The 16,704-nt window shown below is 43.3% G+C and carries 14 protein-coding genes and 1 other annotated feature; all 14 genes read right to left on the minus strand.

Annotated elements, in window-relative coordinates:
• Positions 1-10 precede the first annotated feature (10 nt).
• A complete protein-coding gene (purN, locus tag C8D73_RS03120) occupies positions 11-622 on the minus strand; it encodes a phosphoribosylglycinamide formyltransferase (RefSeq protein ID WP_021717059.1) in 612 nt (203 codons plus the stop codon).
• Entirely contained in the window at positions 615-1,679 is a 1,065-nt protein-coding gene (purM, locus tag C8D73_RS03125) for a phosphoribosylformylglycinamidine cyclo-ligase (RefSeq protein ID WP_113077263.1), read from the minus strand. The genes purN and purM overlap by 8 nt, the downstream gene beginning before the upstream one ends.
• Positions 1,680-1,692: 13 nt before the next feature.
• The gene (gene purF / locus C8D73_RS03130; RefSeq protein WP_113077375.1) at positions 1,693-3,132 is read right to left on the minus strand and encodes an amidophosphoribosyltransferase; all 1,440 of its coding nucleotides are present in this window, start codon (positions 3,130-3,132) and stop codon (positions 1,693-1,695) included.
• Between the two features lie 27 nt (positions 3,133-3,159).
• The gene (purE, locus tag C8D73_RS03135) at positions 3,160-3,657 is read right to left on the minus strand and encodes a 5-(carboxyamino)imidazole ribonucleotide mutase (RefSeq protein WP_021717062.1); all 498 of its coding nucleotides are present in this window, start codon (positions 3,655-3,657) and stop codon (positions 3,160-3,162) included.
• Between the two features lie 289 nt (positions 3,658-3,946).
• Positions 3,947-7,948: a DNA-directed RNA polymerase subunit beta' gene (gene rpoC / locus C8D73_RS03140; RefSeq protein ID WP_170123158.1), complete on the minus strand. Its 4,002-nt coding sequence runs from the start codon at positions 7,946-7,948 to the stop codon at positions 3,947-3,949.
• 17 nt (positions 7,949-7,965) lie between these two features.
• A complete protein-coding gene (gene rpoB, locus C8D73_RS03145; protein ID WP_113077264.1) occupies positions 7,966-11,685 on the minus strand; it encodes a DNA-directed RNA polymerase subunit beta in 3,720 nt (1,239 codons plus the stop codon).
• Between the two features lie 316 nt (positions 11,686-12,001).
• Entirely contained in the window at positions 12,002-12,373 is a 372-nt protein-coding gene (gene rplL / locus C8D73_RS03150) for a 50S ribosomal protein L7/L12 (protein WP_021717065.1), read from the minus strand.
• Positions 12,374-12,439: 66 nt separating this feature from the next.
• Positions 12,440-12,967: a 50S ribosomal protein L10 gene (gene rplJ / locus C8D73_RS03155; protein WP_021717066.1), complete on the minus strand. Its 528-nt coding sequence runs from the start codon at positions 12,965-12,967 to the stop codon at positions 12,440-12,442.
• 29 nt (positions 12,968-12,996) lie between these two features.
• Positions 12,997-13,131: a sequence feature (ribosomal protein L10 leader region), on the minus strand.
• 27 nt (positions 13,132-13,158) lie between these two features.
• Complete coding sequence (gene rplA / locus C8D73_RS03160; RefSeq protein WP_021717067.1) at positions 13,159-13,860, minus strand: 50S ribosomal protein L1; 702 nt, start codon at positions 13,858-13,860, stop codon at positions 13,159-13,161.
• 61 nt (positions 13,861-13,921) lie between these two features.
• Positions 13,922-14,347 (minus strand): 50S ribosomal protein L11, encoded by a 426-nt coding sequence (rplK, locus tag C8D73_RS03165; protein ID WP_021717068.1) that lies wholly within the window; start codon positions 14,345-14,347, stop codon positions 13,922-13,924.
• Positions 14,348-14,363: 16 nt separating this feature from the next.
• The gene (gene nusG, locus C8D73_RS03170) at positions 14,364-14,897 is read right to left on the minus strand and encodes a transcription termination/antitermination protein NusG (RefSeq protein ID WP_021717069.1); all 534 of its coding nucleotides are present in this window, start codon (positions 14,895-14,897) and stop codon (positions 14,364-14,366) included.
• Between the two features lie 41 nt (positions 14,898-14,938).
• Positions 14,939-15,154, minus strand: a complete 216-nt coding sequence (gene secE, locus C8D73_RS03175) for a preprotein translocase subunit SecE (protein WP_021717070.1) — start codon at positions 15,152-15,154, stop codon at positions 14,939-14,941.
• A gap of 52 nt (positions 15,155-15,206) precedes the next feature.
• On the minus strand, positions 15,207-15,356 hold the full coding sequence (rpmG, locus tag C8D73_RS03180) for a 50S ribosomal protein L33 (protein ID WP_021717071.1): 150 nt from the start codon (positions 15,354-15,356) through the stop codon (positions 15,207-15,209).
• A gap of 157 nt (positions 15,357-15,513) precedes the next feature.
• Complete coding sequence (tuf, locus tag C8D73_RS03185; RefSeq protein ID WP_113077255.1) at positions 15,514-16,701, minus strand: elongation factor Tu; 1,188 nt, start codon at positions 16,699-16,701, stop codon at positions 15,514-15,516.
• Between the last annotated feature and the right edge of the window lie 3 nt (positions 16,702-16,704).

Genomic DNA, 16,704 nt, shown 5'->3' on the forward strand with positions numbered 1-16,704 from the left:
TCACCTCATCTCAAGGATGCACGATAACGCGCCTTCCCTGTATTTCCAGCTTGCCTAACGCCCACAAACGTAAAGCCTCCGGCATCGCCTTATGTTCTTCAACTAAAATTCGTGCTGCTAAAGATTCCTCTGTATCGTCATTTAAAACAGGCACAGGTTTCTGTAATATAATCGGACCACTATCTGTTCCTTCATCGACAAAATGTACAGTACAGCCAGCAATCTTCACACCGTATTCCAAAGCCTGCCCCTGGGCATCAAGGCCTGGAAAGCTTGGCAAAAGTGCCGGATGGATATTTATGATTTTCTGTGTCCATTTATTAACAAAATTCCCGCTCAATATCCGCATAAAACCGGCTAAAACAACAAGTTCTGCACCATGAGCGCGCAAAGCTGCATCAATCTTGCCTTCAAACTCTTCCTTAGAAACACATTCTTTACGTGGAATTGCTACAGCAGCTATTCCAGCTTTCTCTGCACGTTCCAAAGCATATGCATCAGCCTTATCACTGATAACAACAGCAATTTCCAAAGGTAAATAGCCGTCGGCTATCCTGTCCAATACGGATTGCAGATTGCTGCCGCGACCGCTGACCAAGACGCCAATTTTACGGCTACTCACTGAAAACGCCGCCTTTCATAATTGCTTTTTTATTACCGGCAACAACATTTCCTAATTCATAGAAAGGTTCACCTACAGAAGTAAGATGACTACGCACGGCATCCGCTTCTTCAGGAGCAACTACTAAAACCATACCTACCCCCATATTGAACGTACGGTACATTTCTGCCCAGGGCACATTGCCCCACTCCTGCAATTTTTTGAAAACCACAGGTATTTCCCAAGCTGCGGCATTGATTTCCGCATCACATTTTTCTGGCAGGATACGTGGAATATTATCGTAGAAACCGCCACCAGTAATATGCACCATACCGTGAAGATCAAATTTTTCGATCAGAGGCAGACAGGATTTAGGATAGAGCCGTGTTGGTGTCAGCAGTTTTTCACCTAAACTGCAGCCAAATTCCGGAATCTCAGTACTCATATCATAATTCATCACTTCGAAACAAATTTTACGAACCAAAGAAAAACCATTGGAATGCACGCCACTGGAAGGCAATCCTAAAAGTACATCACCAGGAGCAACTTTATCCCCGGTAATCATTTTACTTTTTTCAACAACACCTACACAAAAACCCGCAATATCATATTCGCCTTGGGAATAAAAACCCGCCATTTCAGCAGTTTCACCGCCAATCAACGCGCAACCCGATTCTTGACAGGCTTTGGCGACACCCTGCACTATATTTGCAACTTTCTCTGCATCAACTTTATCGACAGCAATATAATCAAGGAAAAACAGAGGTTCAGCACCTTGCACTAAAATATCATTAACACACATTGCAACGGCATCTTGACCGATAGTATTATGCTTATCGGCCATAAACGCCAATTTTAACTTAGTGCCAACACCATCAGTCCCGGAAACAAGAATCGGTTCCTGATATTTTCCAGAATTCAGTGCAAACAAACCGCCAAACCCGCCCAAATCTCCGATAACCTCAGGACGATAAGTCGCACGAACACTTTCTTTCATTAATTCAACAGCACGATTACCAGCATCAATATCAACACCCGCATCGGCATAAGTCATTTGTTTTTTGCTTTGCTCGCTCATGGGGACCTCCTAATTATTTGTTCTCAAAAATATATTTCGAACCTTGACGGATAGTTTCTTCCGCATTATCGGGATAACCTGCATTGAAGCAAGCATAACACATACCTTCAGGATCCATACTGCTCAAAGAACGTTTTAATCCTTCCAGCGAAATATAGTGTAGAGAATCAGCGCCGATATACTGGCAGATTTCATCTTCTGTATGCGTAGAAGCAATCAATTCCTTTCGCACAGAAGTATCAATGCCATAATAGCAGGGGTCCGTTACAGGAGGGGAACTGATGCAGACATGCACTTCTTTTGCACCGGCATCCTTAAGTAATTTGACGATCTTACCACTGGTAGTACCGCGAACGATAGAATCATCAACCATAACAACGGACTTGCCTGCAACAACACTCTTTACTGGATTTAATTTTAAGCGAACAGCATTTAAACGCTGCTTTTGCGTTGGCTGAATAAAAGTACGGCCAACATAACGATTTTTCGTTAATCCTTCCATAAAAGGTACACCTGACTCTAAGCTATAACCAACAGCTGCCGCAGTACCGGAGTCAGGTACAGAAATAACAATATCCGGATGGATCTCTTTAGTTTCTTTTGCCAGCTCACGCCCCATATTGATTCGTGCCTGATAAACACATTGTTTATCAATAACGCTGTCCGTACGGGCAAAATAAACATATTCAAAAATACAGTGCGCACATTTAGACGGCATCTCTTTGGACCACATCATACTCTTAGGTTCGGCATAGTCATCTTCAAAAACCAGCATTTCACCCGGTTTGACATCACGAATAAATTCTGCGCCAACCAAATCAAAAGCACATGATTCAGAAGCCACTACCCAACCGCCATCAAGCTTACCCAAACATAATGGCCTGAATCCGTAAGGATCACGCACTGCAATCAATTTATGATCAGTCATGATCAAAATAGCAAAAGCACCTTTGATTTCATTAACTGCTTCAGCAACACGGTCTTCAACTTTCTCTTTCCGCGAGCGGGCAATCAGGCTCAAAACAACCTCTGTGTCAACAGTAGTCTGAAAAACCACACCATCTCTGGTCAAGCGAGACCGCAATTCGGCAGCATTAGTCAAATTACCGTTATGCGATAAAGCCAAGTTACCGCCGTCAAAATAAACGCGCAGCGGTTGAGTATTGTATGCCATACTGGAACCAGTTGTTGAATAGCGTACATGTCCGATAGCTATGTGTCCAGTAAGATCACCGACACCGTCTTTATAAACGTCAGCTACCAGACCCATGCCTTTTTTGACCTGCATATTGCTGCCATCAGTAGTAACAATACCGGTACTTTCCTGCCCACGATGCTGCAATGCATACAATCCCCAATAAGTATTGAGTGCAACATCGTCTTTATGCGAATAAATACCAAAAACACCGCATTCTTCATGTAATTTGTCTAATTCAAAGTCAATACCAGGCACAGTTAATTCTCCTTTTTCAACCATTTCTTACTTACCCTCAGCACGCATTTTTGCGAGCTTCTCACCTTTGGCTTTTACCTCTTCCTGCATCTGCAAACGATTTTCTGCTAATTTAGTAACCAGTTCAGGGTATTTTACAGACAGTATCTGTACTGCAAACAAAGCAGCATTTTTAGCGCCATTAATAGCCATCGTCGCTACAGGAATACCTGCAGGCATTTGCACAAAGCTTAAAAGCGCATCCATACCATTCAAAGGTGTGGCATTGATGGGAATACCGATTACAGGCACTGTAGTGTAAGCAGCAATAACACCGCCTAAATGGGCAGCAGCACCGGCAGCGGCAATAATAGCCTCTACGCCGCGATTGCGTGCGCCAGCAGCAAATTCATGTACCACATCCGGAGTACGGTGTGCCGAAGCAACTATCACCTCTACCTCTACTCCAAATTCTTTCAGAGTTTTTTCTGCCGGCTCAAGAATAGGCCAGTCAGAATTACTTCCCATAATAATAGCAACTTTCATGCTTCTGCCTCCTAAAGTATCTGTGAGAAAAAATAAAACCCAAGTCGAAATCTTTCAACTGCTATATGCGCAACTAAAAATCCTTCTCGGGTCATCTCTACCATCTTATTTATTATTATAATTTTACCAATAGCTTCCCTATGTGTCAATTATAATGTGAACTTTTTAACAAAAAATCATCCTATCGTTCGCTTTTTTCAAAAATTAATGAAATTCTGTTGTTTAATTTGATAAAAACCTCTACTCCTTTATGATAAGGAGTAGAGGTTTTACTTAAAAGTCTGTAATTTTACTGTTGGTCGCTATTAGTAGTGTTATATTTGATTTTGATATCACGATAACGATTCATACCGGTACCAGCCGGAATAAGTTTACCAATGATAACATTTTCTTTAAGTCCTAAAAGCGGATCAACTTTGCCTTTGATTGCGGCATCTGTCAGCACGCGTGTAGTTTCCTGAAAGGATGCAGCAGACAGGAAAGAATCAGTAGCCAGAGATGCTTTGGTAATACCAAGCAGCACCGGACGTCCTTCTGCAGGCTGTAAGCCTTTTTCCAGCATTTCCGCATTCTGTGCTTCAAATTCTGCAACATCGATATATTCACCCGGCAGCATATAAGTATCGCCAGCTTCTTCGATGCGGATTTTACGCATCATTTGGCGAACCATAACTTCGATATGCTTATCGTTAATCTCAACACCCTGAGATTTATAAACTCCCAATACCTGTTGAACCAGATAACGCTGAGTAGCACGCACACCACTAATACGTAAAATATCATGCGGATTGAGTGACCCTTCAGTCAGACGATCGCCGACAGCAATTACCATGCCCTCGGTAACAGCGAGTTTAGACCCATAAGGAATAGTATAAATCTGCTCCCCATCTTCACTGGTAACAGTTACTTTACGGATGCCGTTTTCTTCACCAATGTGTACAGTACCAGCATTTTCAGTAAGTAAACCAGGATGTTTCGGTTTACGGGCTTCAAACAGCTCTTCAACACGGGGTAAGCCCTGAGTGATATCGTCACCTGCTACGCCACCGGTGTGGAACGTACGCATAGTGAGCTGAGTACCAGGTTCACCAATGGATTGAGCAGCAATAGTACCAACAGCTTCGCCAACTTCAACTTTTCTACCTGTAGCCAGATTACGGCCATAACATTTACGGCAAACGCCGACTTTGGCTTTGCAATTGAGTACGGAACGGATTTTTACTTTTTCACGCAACGAAGAAATCTGATCCGCCATATCTTCAGTAACATAATCATTGATATGGTAACAGATATTACCATCATTATCCAAAATATCTTCAGCAAGATAACGTCCTACGATACGGTCGCGCAAAGATTCAATAACAGTTTGTTTATTTTTACCTTCGGTAATCGATTCAATCTCAATACCTTCGATTGCATTATTGCGAACTTTAACATCGCGGACAGTACCATTAGCCAAAATAGCGTCGATAATTGCTTCGTCATAAGTCGCACCGGCTTCGATCAGCACTGTACCATCAGCTGCCACAACATCTTCAGCAACTTCTCGGCCATCAAAATGATGCATCATTGCTTCTTTCAATACAGCATTAGATTGTTCATCGCTGATATTAATCTGAATTGTCTCGGTTTCTTCTCCGCTCATATCGTCAGTAGCATATAAAACTACTTCCATGACCTTTGCTGCAGCTAATTTGTTATACAAATCTTCTGTCACAATCGTATCAGCTTCGACAATTAACTCACCTGTAGCAGGATCAGTAATACCAGCTGCCAAATTACGTCCAATAACAATCTCGCGCAGTTTATTCTGACTGGAACCCAAGGTTGCTTTGCAAAGACGTCCGCGCTCTTTTACAAGATTGATACCAACGATATCACAGTCATCTTCACGTACGATCACATCCTGAGCAACGTCAACCAAACGACGGGTCAGATAACCGGAGTCAGCAGTACGCAATGCTGTATCAGCCAAACCTTTACGAGCACCATGAGTTGAAATAAAGTATTCCAAAACAGTCAGGCCTTCACGGAAATTAGCCTTGATCGGTCGGTCAATGATACGACCGGAAGGATCTGCCATCAAACCACGCATACCAGCCAGCTGACGGATCTGCTGCGTATTACCGCGGGCACCAGAATTAGCCATCATATACACAGAGTTAAACGGATCCATTGTGGACGACATAAGCTTATTGGTTACATCATCAGTAGCCTTGCCCCAAAGTTCGATAACCTTGCGATAACGTTCGTCCTCACTCATCAAACCACGACGGAACATACGCTCAGTTTTATCGATTTCTTTTTCCGTAGCGGCCAAAATCTCTGCCTTTTCAGGCGGAATTTTGATATCGGAAACAGCAATGGAAATACCTGCTTTACAAGCATTGTCATAACCCATTTTCTTAACAACGTCAAGGATTTCAGCCGTACGCAAATTGCCATACAATTTATGTGCCTTAGCAACAAGACGTCCCAATTCTTTTTTATCAAGCAGTTTATTCAAATGCCATACTTTAACTTTTTTACCGGCTTCGTTTACTTCATCTTCTAAATGGAAGTACCGCATTTCAACCGGCAGTTCTTCATTAAGTATCGCATTGCCGACAGTAGTCGTTACCAGACTTACCCCTTCGCTGGAAGGTTCTTCATAAATATCCTTATTCGGGATATAAATCTTAATGCGTGCCTGCAGTTCAACTTCACCATGGAAATAAGCCAGCAAAGCTTCATTAAAGCTGCTGAAACGCATCCCTTCGCCTTTAGCGCCTTCTTTGATGATTGTCAGGTAATATGAACCTAAAACCATATCCTGCGAAGGTACAGCAACAGGTTTTCCGTCTTTCGGGGCCAGAATATTATTAACCGAAAGCATCAGCATCCTGGCCTCGGCCTGTGCTTCAGCAGACAGCGGCAGATGGACTGCCATTTGGTCACCGTCAAAGTCGGCATTGTATGCAGTGCATACCAGAGGATGCAGTTTGATTGCACGCCCTTCAGACAAGATCGGCTCAAAAGCCTGGATACCAAGCCTATGCAAAGTCGGTGCACGGTTCAAAAGCACAGGATGTTCTTTGATTACATCTTCCAAAACATCCCAAACAGCAGTAGTAGCACGTTCTACCATGCGTTTTGCACTTTTGATATTAGTAGCCTGACCGCTGTTAACCAAGCGTTTCATGACAAAAGGCTTAAACAATTCCAGCGCCATTTCTTTAGGCAGACCACATTGATGCATTTTCAATTCAGGCCCTACTACAATAACAGAACGACCGGAATAGTCAACACGTTTACCTAACAGGTTCTGACGGAAACGACCTTGTTTACCTTTCAGCATATCAGAAAGAGATTTTAAAGGACGATTACCAGGACCTGTTACTGGACGGCCACGGCGTCTGTTGTCAATCAAAGCATCAACAGCTTCCTGAAGCATACGTTTTTCATTACGTACGATGATATCAGGAGCATTGAGTTCAAGCAATCTTTTTAACCGATTATTACGGTTGATGACACGACGATACAAATCATTAAGGTCAGAAGTCGCAAAACGTCCGCCGTCTAATTGTACCATCGGACGCAGTTCCGGAGGAATTACAGGAACAACATCCAAAATCATCCATTCAGGGCGATTGCCTGATTTAAGGAAAGCTTCACAGACTTCTAAACGGCGTACGGCACGAATTTTTCTTTGTCCGCTTACCTCTTTCAATTCAGCACGCAGTTCCGCAGTTAATGCAGATAAATCGATCTCTTCCAGCAGTGCTTTGATAGCAGTAGCGCCCATACCAACTTTAAAACCGCTGCCATATTTGTCGCGGGCTTCGATATATTCGCCTTCGCTCAATAACTGTTTTTTTACCAAAGGAGTATCACCGGCATCAAGTACGATGTAATTAGCAAAATACAGTACTTTTTCCAGCGACCTGGGCGAAATATCAAGAATCAATCCCATCCGGCTCGGGATACCCTTAAAGTACCAGATATGAGAAACAGGTGCAGCCAGTTCGATATGACCCATACGGTCACGACGAACTTTGGAGCGGGTAACTTCAACGCCGCACTTATCGCAGACGATACCTTTATAACGAATTCTTTTGTATTTACCGCAATGGCATTCCCAGTCTTTGGTAGGTCCAAATATTCTTTCGCAGAACAAACCGTCGCGTTCCGGTTTCAAAGTTCTGTAGTTAATAGTTTCCGGTTTCTTTACTTCGCCATAGGACCAAGTTCTGATTTGTTCCGGTGAAGCCAGACCGATACGCATAGACTCAAAATTATTTACATCCAACAAGAATCGATCGCTCCCTTCTATTCAATATCGTCGGAGTTATTTACATCTCCGTCCAACTCATCTTTAGCTTCCATGTTAAAGTTGCCAATATCTGCAACTAAATCAAATTCCGCATCTTCAACGCTATTTTCATCAACAGTATATTCATCTGTTTCAACAGCAGCAACAGCCGGAATCTCGCCGTCGATGTTCAAATCGAGGTCACGTGCAGTTTCAGTGACATCATCATCACTGTCGCGCATGGAAATCTCTTCTTCGTCTTCATTGAGCACCTTAATATCGAGACCGATACTTTGCAGCTCTTTGATAAGAACTTTAAAGGATTCGGGCACACCAGGTTCAGGAACGTTCTCACCCTTAACAATAGCTTCATAAGTTTTTACACGGCCCACAACATCGTCAGATTTGACTGTGAGAATTTCCTGCAGAGTATAAGCGGCACCATAAGCTTCCAGGGCCCAAACCTCCATCTCACCAAAACGTTGCCCGCCAAACTGAGCTTTACCACCAAGAGGCTGTTGGGTAACCAAAGAGTACGGACCGGTAGAACGGGCATGTATCTTGTCGTCAACCAAGTGATGCAACTTCAGCATATATACGCAGCCAACTGTAACCTTGTTATCAAAAGGTTCACCTGTACGACCGTCATACAACCTTGTTTTACCACTCGGATCTACTCCAGCCAAATCAAGAGTAGCATTCATATCTTCTTCATGAGCACCGTCAAAAACAGGTACGGACATCTTCATTGCTTTGATGCTTTCTTCACCGAACTTATCGATTTCTACAGTTTCAGGCATTCCATATTTTTCAACATCATAACCGGCTTTCTCAAAACGATCAGCCAAACCTTCAGCACCGGCTTCAATCTGCATGCCTAGAGCGCGTGCAGCCCAGCCTAAATGAGTTTCCAAAATCTGTCCGATATTCATACGGGAAGGTACGCCCAAAGGATTCAATACGATTTGAACCGGCTCTCCGCTTGGCAGAAACGGCATATCTTCACGCGGCATGATGCGGGAAACTACACCCTTATTACCATGGCGGCCTGCCATCTTATCGCCTTCAGAAATCTTACGTTTTTGCGCGATATGCACACGAACTTGTTCATTTACACCAGGCGGCAGCTCATCGCCGTTTTCACGGGTAAATACTTTAACGCTGACAATTTTACCAGCTTCGCCATGTGGCACACGCAGCGAGCTATCACGAACTTCGCGGGCTTTTTCACCAAAGATGGCTCTCAACAAACGTTCTTCTGCAGTCAGCTCAGTTTCGCCTTTCGGCGTAACCTTACCAACAAGGATATCGCCAGGACGTACTTCTGCTCCGATACGGATAATCCCGCGTTCATCAAGATCTTTCAATGCTTCTTCGGAAACGTTGGGAATATCACGGGTAATTTCTTCCTGGCCAAGCTTAGTATCACGGGCATCACAATCATATTCTTCGATATGGATAGATGTAAAGATATCCGCTTTGACCAGATCTTCGCTCAGCAAAATAGCATCCTCGTAGTTATAGCCTTCCCACGGCATATAAGCAACAATTACATTGTGTCCAAGCGCCAATTCACCATGATCAGTCGCCGGGCCATCTGCCAGCACCTGCTTCTCAACTACTTTATCGCCTTTATTGACGATAGGACGCTGATTGACACAAGTTCCCTGATTAGAACGCTTAAATTTTAAAAGTTCATAAACATCAACACTGCCATCTTCCGCACGTACACGGATTTCATTGCCAACAACACGCTCAACAATACCCGCACGTTTAGCAAGTACGCATACGCCAGAGTCAACGGCGACCTTATATTCCATACCAGTACCAACAACAGGCGACTGCGTACATAAAAGCGGCACAGCCTGACGCTGCATATTAGCACCCATCAATGCGCGGTTCGCATCGTCGTTTTCCAAGAACGGTATCAGCGCCGTAGCAATAGATACAACCTGTTTCGGAGAAACGTCCATATAGTCAACCTGATTCGGAGGCAAAGACAAAACTTCATTCAGATAACGTGCCGTAACACGTTCACCCAAGAAATAACCGTTTTCATCAAGCGGTTCATTGGCCTGGGCACAAATATATTCGTCCTCTTCATCAGCCGTCAGATAAACGATTTCGTCAGTAACACGTCCCTCTTCTTTATCAACCTTACGATATGGCGTTTCCATAAAACCATATTTATTGATAATAGCAAAGGTAGACAAAGAACCTATAAGTCCAATATTAGGACCTTCAGGCGTTTCGATAGGACACATACGACCATAATGAGAATGATGTACGTCACGTACTTCATAACCGGCGCGTTCGCGGCTCAAACCACCAGGACCAAGTGCAGACAGACGCCTTTTATGTGTTAACTCAGCTAACGGGTTATTCTGATCCATAAACTGAGACAACTGACTGCTGCCAAAGAATTCTTTAATTGCCGCAACAACAGGACGAATATTAATCAAAGCCTGCGGCGTGATTACATCTACGTCTTGGATAGTCATGCGCTCTTTAACAACACGTTCCATACGGGCTAAACCGATCCGGAATTGATTTTGTAATAATTCTCCGACACTACGTACACGACGGTTACCCAAATGGTCAATATCGTCGCCTGTACCTAAACCATCCATCAGGTTGAGCAGATAACCAAAAGCTGCCAAAACGTCTTCTACGGTTACAGTACGGTGTTTTTCGGGAATATCAGCAGTACAGATTAATTTCAGTACTTGTTCTTTTACGCGGATGAAAACCTCTTTCAATCCTACGCCGCTGAAAATTTCACTTTGCTCGATGATATCAATAGCTTTATCATCAATTCTAGTACCTGCCGGCAGAATAATTTCTCCGGTAGAAGTATCAACAAGCGGTGCGTCAAGAACCTTATCCAGCAAACGACGGCGCCAGCCCAATTTTTTATTGAGTTTATAACGACCTACACTGGCAAGATCATAGCGCTTATTATCAAAAAATGTAGCTTCAATCAACTGCGTAGAATTTTCCAAAGTAGGCGGTTCGCCTGGACGCAGTTTCTTATAAATCTCAATTAAAGCTTCTTCGCGATTGGTAGTTGCATCACGTTCCAAAGTTGCCAAAACGGAAGGATGCTCACCGAACAATGCCAAAATCTCAGCATTGCTGGATAAACCCAAAGCACGCAGTAAAACCGTAGCAGGTAATTTCCTGGTGCGATCTACACGAGCATAAATAACATCATTAACATCTGTTTCAAATTCAATCCAGGCACCACGGTTTGGAATAACAGTAGTACCATACATTTTTTTACCACTGGGATCCATGGATACATTGTAGTATACGCCTGGAGAACGAACCAACTGGCTGACAATAACACGTTCAGCACCGTTGATAATAAAAGTACCGGTTTCAGTCATCAGTGGAAAATCACCCATGAAAACTTTAGATTCTTTGATCTCGCCGGTGTCTTTGTAAAGCAAGCGAACGTTTACGTTTAATGGTGCCGAGTAAGAAGCATCACGCTCTTTACATTCTTCAACGCTATATTTAGGATCCCCTAACGTAAAGCCCTCAAACGAAAGTTCTAAATTACCTGTAAAATCCTTGATCGGAGAAATGTCATGAAAAATTTCGCAAAGACCTTCTCGCATGAACCACTCATACGATTTTCTTTGGATGTCAATCAAATGAGGCATTGGTAATACTTCATTGATTCTGGCATAACTGTACCGAGTCCTATCGCCTAAGGGAACCGGTTTAAACATGTAATCCCTCACCCCTTCATATTTTGTCAGGCAGGCCAAACTCAGCCCGTTTCACGAATGACAAAAAAAGCAAGGTTCCAGATTGTCTCAAGGACCTTGCGTATTGTCTTCGATGAACGAACTTCATCTTTACCGTATGAGCAGTACACGATTCCCAACCACTGAGCCATCGTGACCGTTATCAAAATACCTGCAATTCATTTATTTACTGTAGTTTATTATGATATCACAAAGTTTTTCTATTGTCAATAGCAAGTAATAAAATAAAAAATAAGCTTCCTGCAAAACAGGAAGCTTATTAAAGTTCTAATTGAAATTATTTCAATTCTACGGAAGCGCCAGCTTCTTCAAGTTTAGCTTTCAAAGCGTCAGCGTCAGCTTTGGAGATTTTTTCTTTAACAGCTTTAGGAGCGCCGTCAACGATTTCTTTTGCTTCTTTCAGGCCAAGACCAGTTGCTTCACGAACAACTTTGATAACGTTGATTTTGCCAGCGCCAGCGGAAGTCAAAACTACGTCAAATTCAGTTTTTTCTTCAGCAGCAGCAGCGCCGCCAGCAGCAGGAGCAGCAGCTACAGCTACAGGAGCAGCAGCGGATACGCCGAATTTTTCTTCCAGAGCTTTTACCAATTCGGAAAGTTCGAGTACGGTCATAGATTCAATAGCTTCGATGATTTGTTCTTTGTTCATTATATATACCTCCATAAATTCAAATGTTTTATTTTTTGTTTTAACTTGCTTGGTTAGACACACTGCTTATGCGGACTCTTTTTGCTGACGAACAGCCTCGAGTGCATAAACAACGTTGCGGATAGTACCTTGCAGTACATTGACAAAACCGCTGATTGGAGCATTCATGCTGCCCAGCATTTTTGCAATGAGGACTTCTTTCGGCGGAAGTTCTGCCAAAGCTTTAATTGCAGCTTCGTCGATAACTTGACCGTCGAGTACACCAGCTTTGATAGTCAGAGCTTTGTTTTCTTTTGCGAAATCGCAAATAATTTTTGCTACAGCAACGGGATCTTCAGGAGCAACTGCAATTGCAGTGTTTTTCTCCAATACAGGCTCTAAACCTTCGATGCCGGCTTCATTTGCAGCAATACGCAGCATTGTATTTTTTACAACGCCATATTTGACGCCAGCTTCGCGCATTTTGCGGCGAAATGCTGTATCCTGAGCTACGGTCAAACCGCAAAAATCAACCAGAATAGTGCACTTGGAAGCTGTCAGCAATTCTTTGATCTCAGCAACTTTAGCTGCTTTTTCAGGTCTAATAACTGCCATGCATCACACCTCCTTCTTAAAAAATGATTTTATAAAATCAAAAAGACCTCTCGGCCTAAGCCGGAGGTCGCGAAGGTCTATCTTCATCGTCTCCAGCCTCGGCAGGTGTATTTCTACTTATGCGTTACCGCACCTGCTGTCTATGGCCCGATTATCTTCTGATTTATAAAGTTGTTACTACATCAAAAATCTTATTTGTCGCTGTTAGCTTTCAAAACGTCAATTTTTACGCCAGGGCCCATAGTGGTAGATACAGTTATAGATTTAATATACTGACCTTTTGCACCAGACGGTTTTACTTTGATCAGAGTATCGACCAAAGTGATGTAGTTTTCCAACAGTTGTTGTTCGGTAAAAGAAGCCTTACCAATAGGAGCTTGAACATTACCAGCTTTATCAGTACGATATTCGATTTTACCGGCTTTAATTTCGTTGATAGCACGTGTTACATCCATAGTAACTGTACCAACCTTCGGGTTAGGCATCAAGCCTTTAGGACCGAGGATTTTACCCAAACGGCCTACAACACCCATCATATCAGGAGTTGCAACGCAGACTTCGAAATCAGTCCAGCCGCCTTGGATTTTAGCAACCAATTCTTCGCCGCCTACATAGTCAGCACCAGCTGCTTCTGCTTCCTGAACTTTAGCGCCTTTAGCAAATACTAAAACAGATTTAGATTTGCCAGTGCCATGAGGAAGAACTAGAGCACCACGAACTTGTTGGTCAGCGTATTTAGGATTTACGCCTAATTTGAAAGCAACTTCTACAGTGCTGTCAAATTTAGTAACAGAAGTTTTTTTAACTAATTCTACTGCTTCTTTAGGAGCATAGAATTTGTCGGCTTCGATAAGTTTCAAAGCGTCTTGATATTTTTTACCAAATTTTGCCATTAAACTTTCCTCCTTGTGGTACAAACGGATAATTCCTCCCACATAAATAGTCGACTATAAATCAGTCAACGATGGTTATACCCATGCTGCGCGCAGTACCTTCTACCATTCTCATAGCAGCTTCGATATCAGCAGCATTCAGGTCAGCCATTTTAGCTTCAGCGATTTCGCGAACTTTATCGCGGCTCAATTGAGCAACTTTCTTTTTGTTTGGTTCGCCGGAACCTTTTTCCAGACCAGCAGCTTTTTTCAGCAAAACCGGTGCCGGAGGAGTTTTTGTAATGAAAGTAAAGGAACGATCTTCAAATACGGTAATTTCTACCGGAATGATCAAACCTGCTTGTTGAGCAGTACGTTCATTGAACTCCTTAACAAAAGCCATGATGTTTACACCAGCTTGGCCAAGTGCAGGGCCTACAGGAGGAGCCGGAGTAGCTTTACCAGCCGGTACCTGTAATTTTACCATTTTTACGACTTTTTTCGGCATTTATTACACCTCCTTATTATTCAGCTTCTTCAACCTGAGTAAAATCAATCTCAACAGGTGTTTCGCGTCCGAACATGCTAACCAGAACTTTCAGTTTACCACGTTCTTCATTGATTTCAGAAACGCTGCCGACACAGCCGGCAAACGGACCAGTTTTCAAACGAACCATCTGTTGTAATTGTAAATCAATTTTGGGGCGGCTTTCTTCTACGCCCATGGAGCGCATGATCTGTTTGACTTCTTCATCAGTCAAAGGAATCGGTTTAGTACCGGAACCGACAAAGCCGGTCACACCCGGTGTATTACGCACAGCATACCAAGAGCGATCATTTACAATCATCTCTACAAGCACATAACCAGGAAAAACCTTTCTCTGGACGCTGCGTTTTTTACCGTCTTTTACTTCAACCTCATTTTCCATAGGTATCACAATACGGAAAATTTCATTTTCCATACCCAAGGAATGAACTTTACGTTCCAGATTTGCGCTTACCTTATTCTCATAACCGGAATAAGTGTGGATTACATACCAACGTTTTTCTGATTCCATATTAATGATTAGGGAAGCTTCCCTTTCCTCCTTACGCAGCCTTATTGCAAAATCAAGCGAAAAACAACATTGAAGAAGGAATCAATGACCCAAATCAATGCTGCACAAATAACAACCGCAATCAAAACCACTGCAGTATTAGCAATAAGCTCTTGTTTGGTAGGCCAGGTTACTTTTTTCAGTTCTACTTTAGTTTCACGCATAAAGCGTGTAATACCGCCTGCGTTCTTCACACCCGTAGTTTCCGGAACGGCCATTTTTTCACATCCTTGCTTGAATACCTGATACTAAATCACACGTTAACAAAAATTATTTAGTTTCTTTATGTAAAGTGTGTTTTTTGCAGAACTTGCAATATTTATTCAGTTCGATACGATCAGGATCGTTCTTTTTGTTTTTGTTGGTTTGATAGTTGCGTTGTTTGCACTCAGTGCAAGCCATGGTAACTAAACTGCGCATATTTAACACCTCTCTTACTCATAGATTACCAATCACAAAATTTCACTAATATAGAGTACCACAGTTAACACTCTATGTCAACAAACTTTCAAAAATATGCTAAGACCGGTCTATGTCGGACCGGTCTTAGCAGAAAACCAAGTTATCGCTCTCTTACTTATTCGTTGATAGCAGCAACAACGCCGGCGCCAACAGTACGGCCGCCTTCGCGAATTGCAAAACGCAGACCAGGCTCGATTGCGATCGGAGTGATCAGCTCTACGTCCATGGTTACGTTATCGCCAGGCATTACCATCTCAATACCTTCCGGTAATTCAGTTACGCCGGTTACGTCTGTTGTTCTGAAATAGAACTGCGGACGATAGCCGTTGAAGAACGGTGTATGACGGCCGCCTTCTTCTTTCGTCAGTACATATACTTCTGCTTTGAATTTTGTGTGCGGATGGATGCTGCCGGGTTTTGCAAGTACTTGACCGCGTTCGATATCTTTACGGTCTACACCACGCAGCAGGCAGCCGATGTTGTCTCCTGCTACTGCTTCGTCCAGTAATTTACGGAACATTTCTACGCCCGTTACTACTGTTGCTTTTTTCTCTTCTGTCATTCCTACGATCTCAATATTGTCGCCTACTTTGATGATACCACGTTCTACACGGCCTGTTGCTACTGTGCCACGGCCGGTAATTGTGAATACGTCTTCTACAGGCATCAGGAACGGTTTGTCAGTTGCGCGTTCCGGAATAGGAATGTATGCGTCTACTGCGTCCATCAGTTCCATGATTTTTGCTTCGTATGCTGCGTCGCCTTCAAGTGCTTTCAGTGCAGACCCTACTACTACAGGAATGTCGTCGCCGGGGAAGTCGTAGCTGGAGAGCAGTTCACGTACTTCCATTTCTACTAATTCGATCAGTTCCGGATCGTCTACCATATCTGCTTTATTCAGGAACACTACCATTGCAGGTACGCCTACTTGACGAGCAAGAAGGATGTGCTCACGAGTTTGCGGCATCGGGCCGTCTGCTGCGGATACTACGAGGATCGCTCCGTCCATTTGTGCTGCGCCGGTGATCATGTTTTTTACATAGTCGGCATGGCCCGGGCAGTCTACGTGTGCATAGTGGCGGGTTGCTGTTTCATATTCTACGTGGGAAGTGTTGATGGTGATTCCGCGTTCTCTTTCTTCAGGTGCTTTATCGATCATGGAGTAATCCATGAATTCTGCGCCGCCTTTAGAAGCCAATACTTTGGTGATTGCTGCGGTCAGGGTTGTTTTACCATGGTCTACGTGACCGATGGTGCCGATATTAGCATGCGGTTTTGTTCTTTCATATTTTTGCTTTGCCATTCA

The organism is Phascolarctobacterium faecium DSM 14760, assembly GCF_003269275.1.
Classification (GTDB): domain Bacteria; phylum Bacillota; class Negativicutes; order Acidaminococcales; family Acidaminococcaceae; genus Phascolarctobacterium; species Phascolarctobacterium faecium.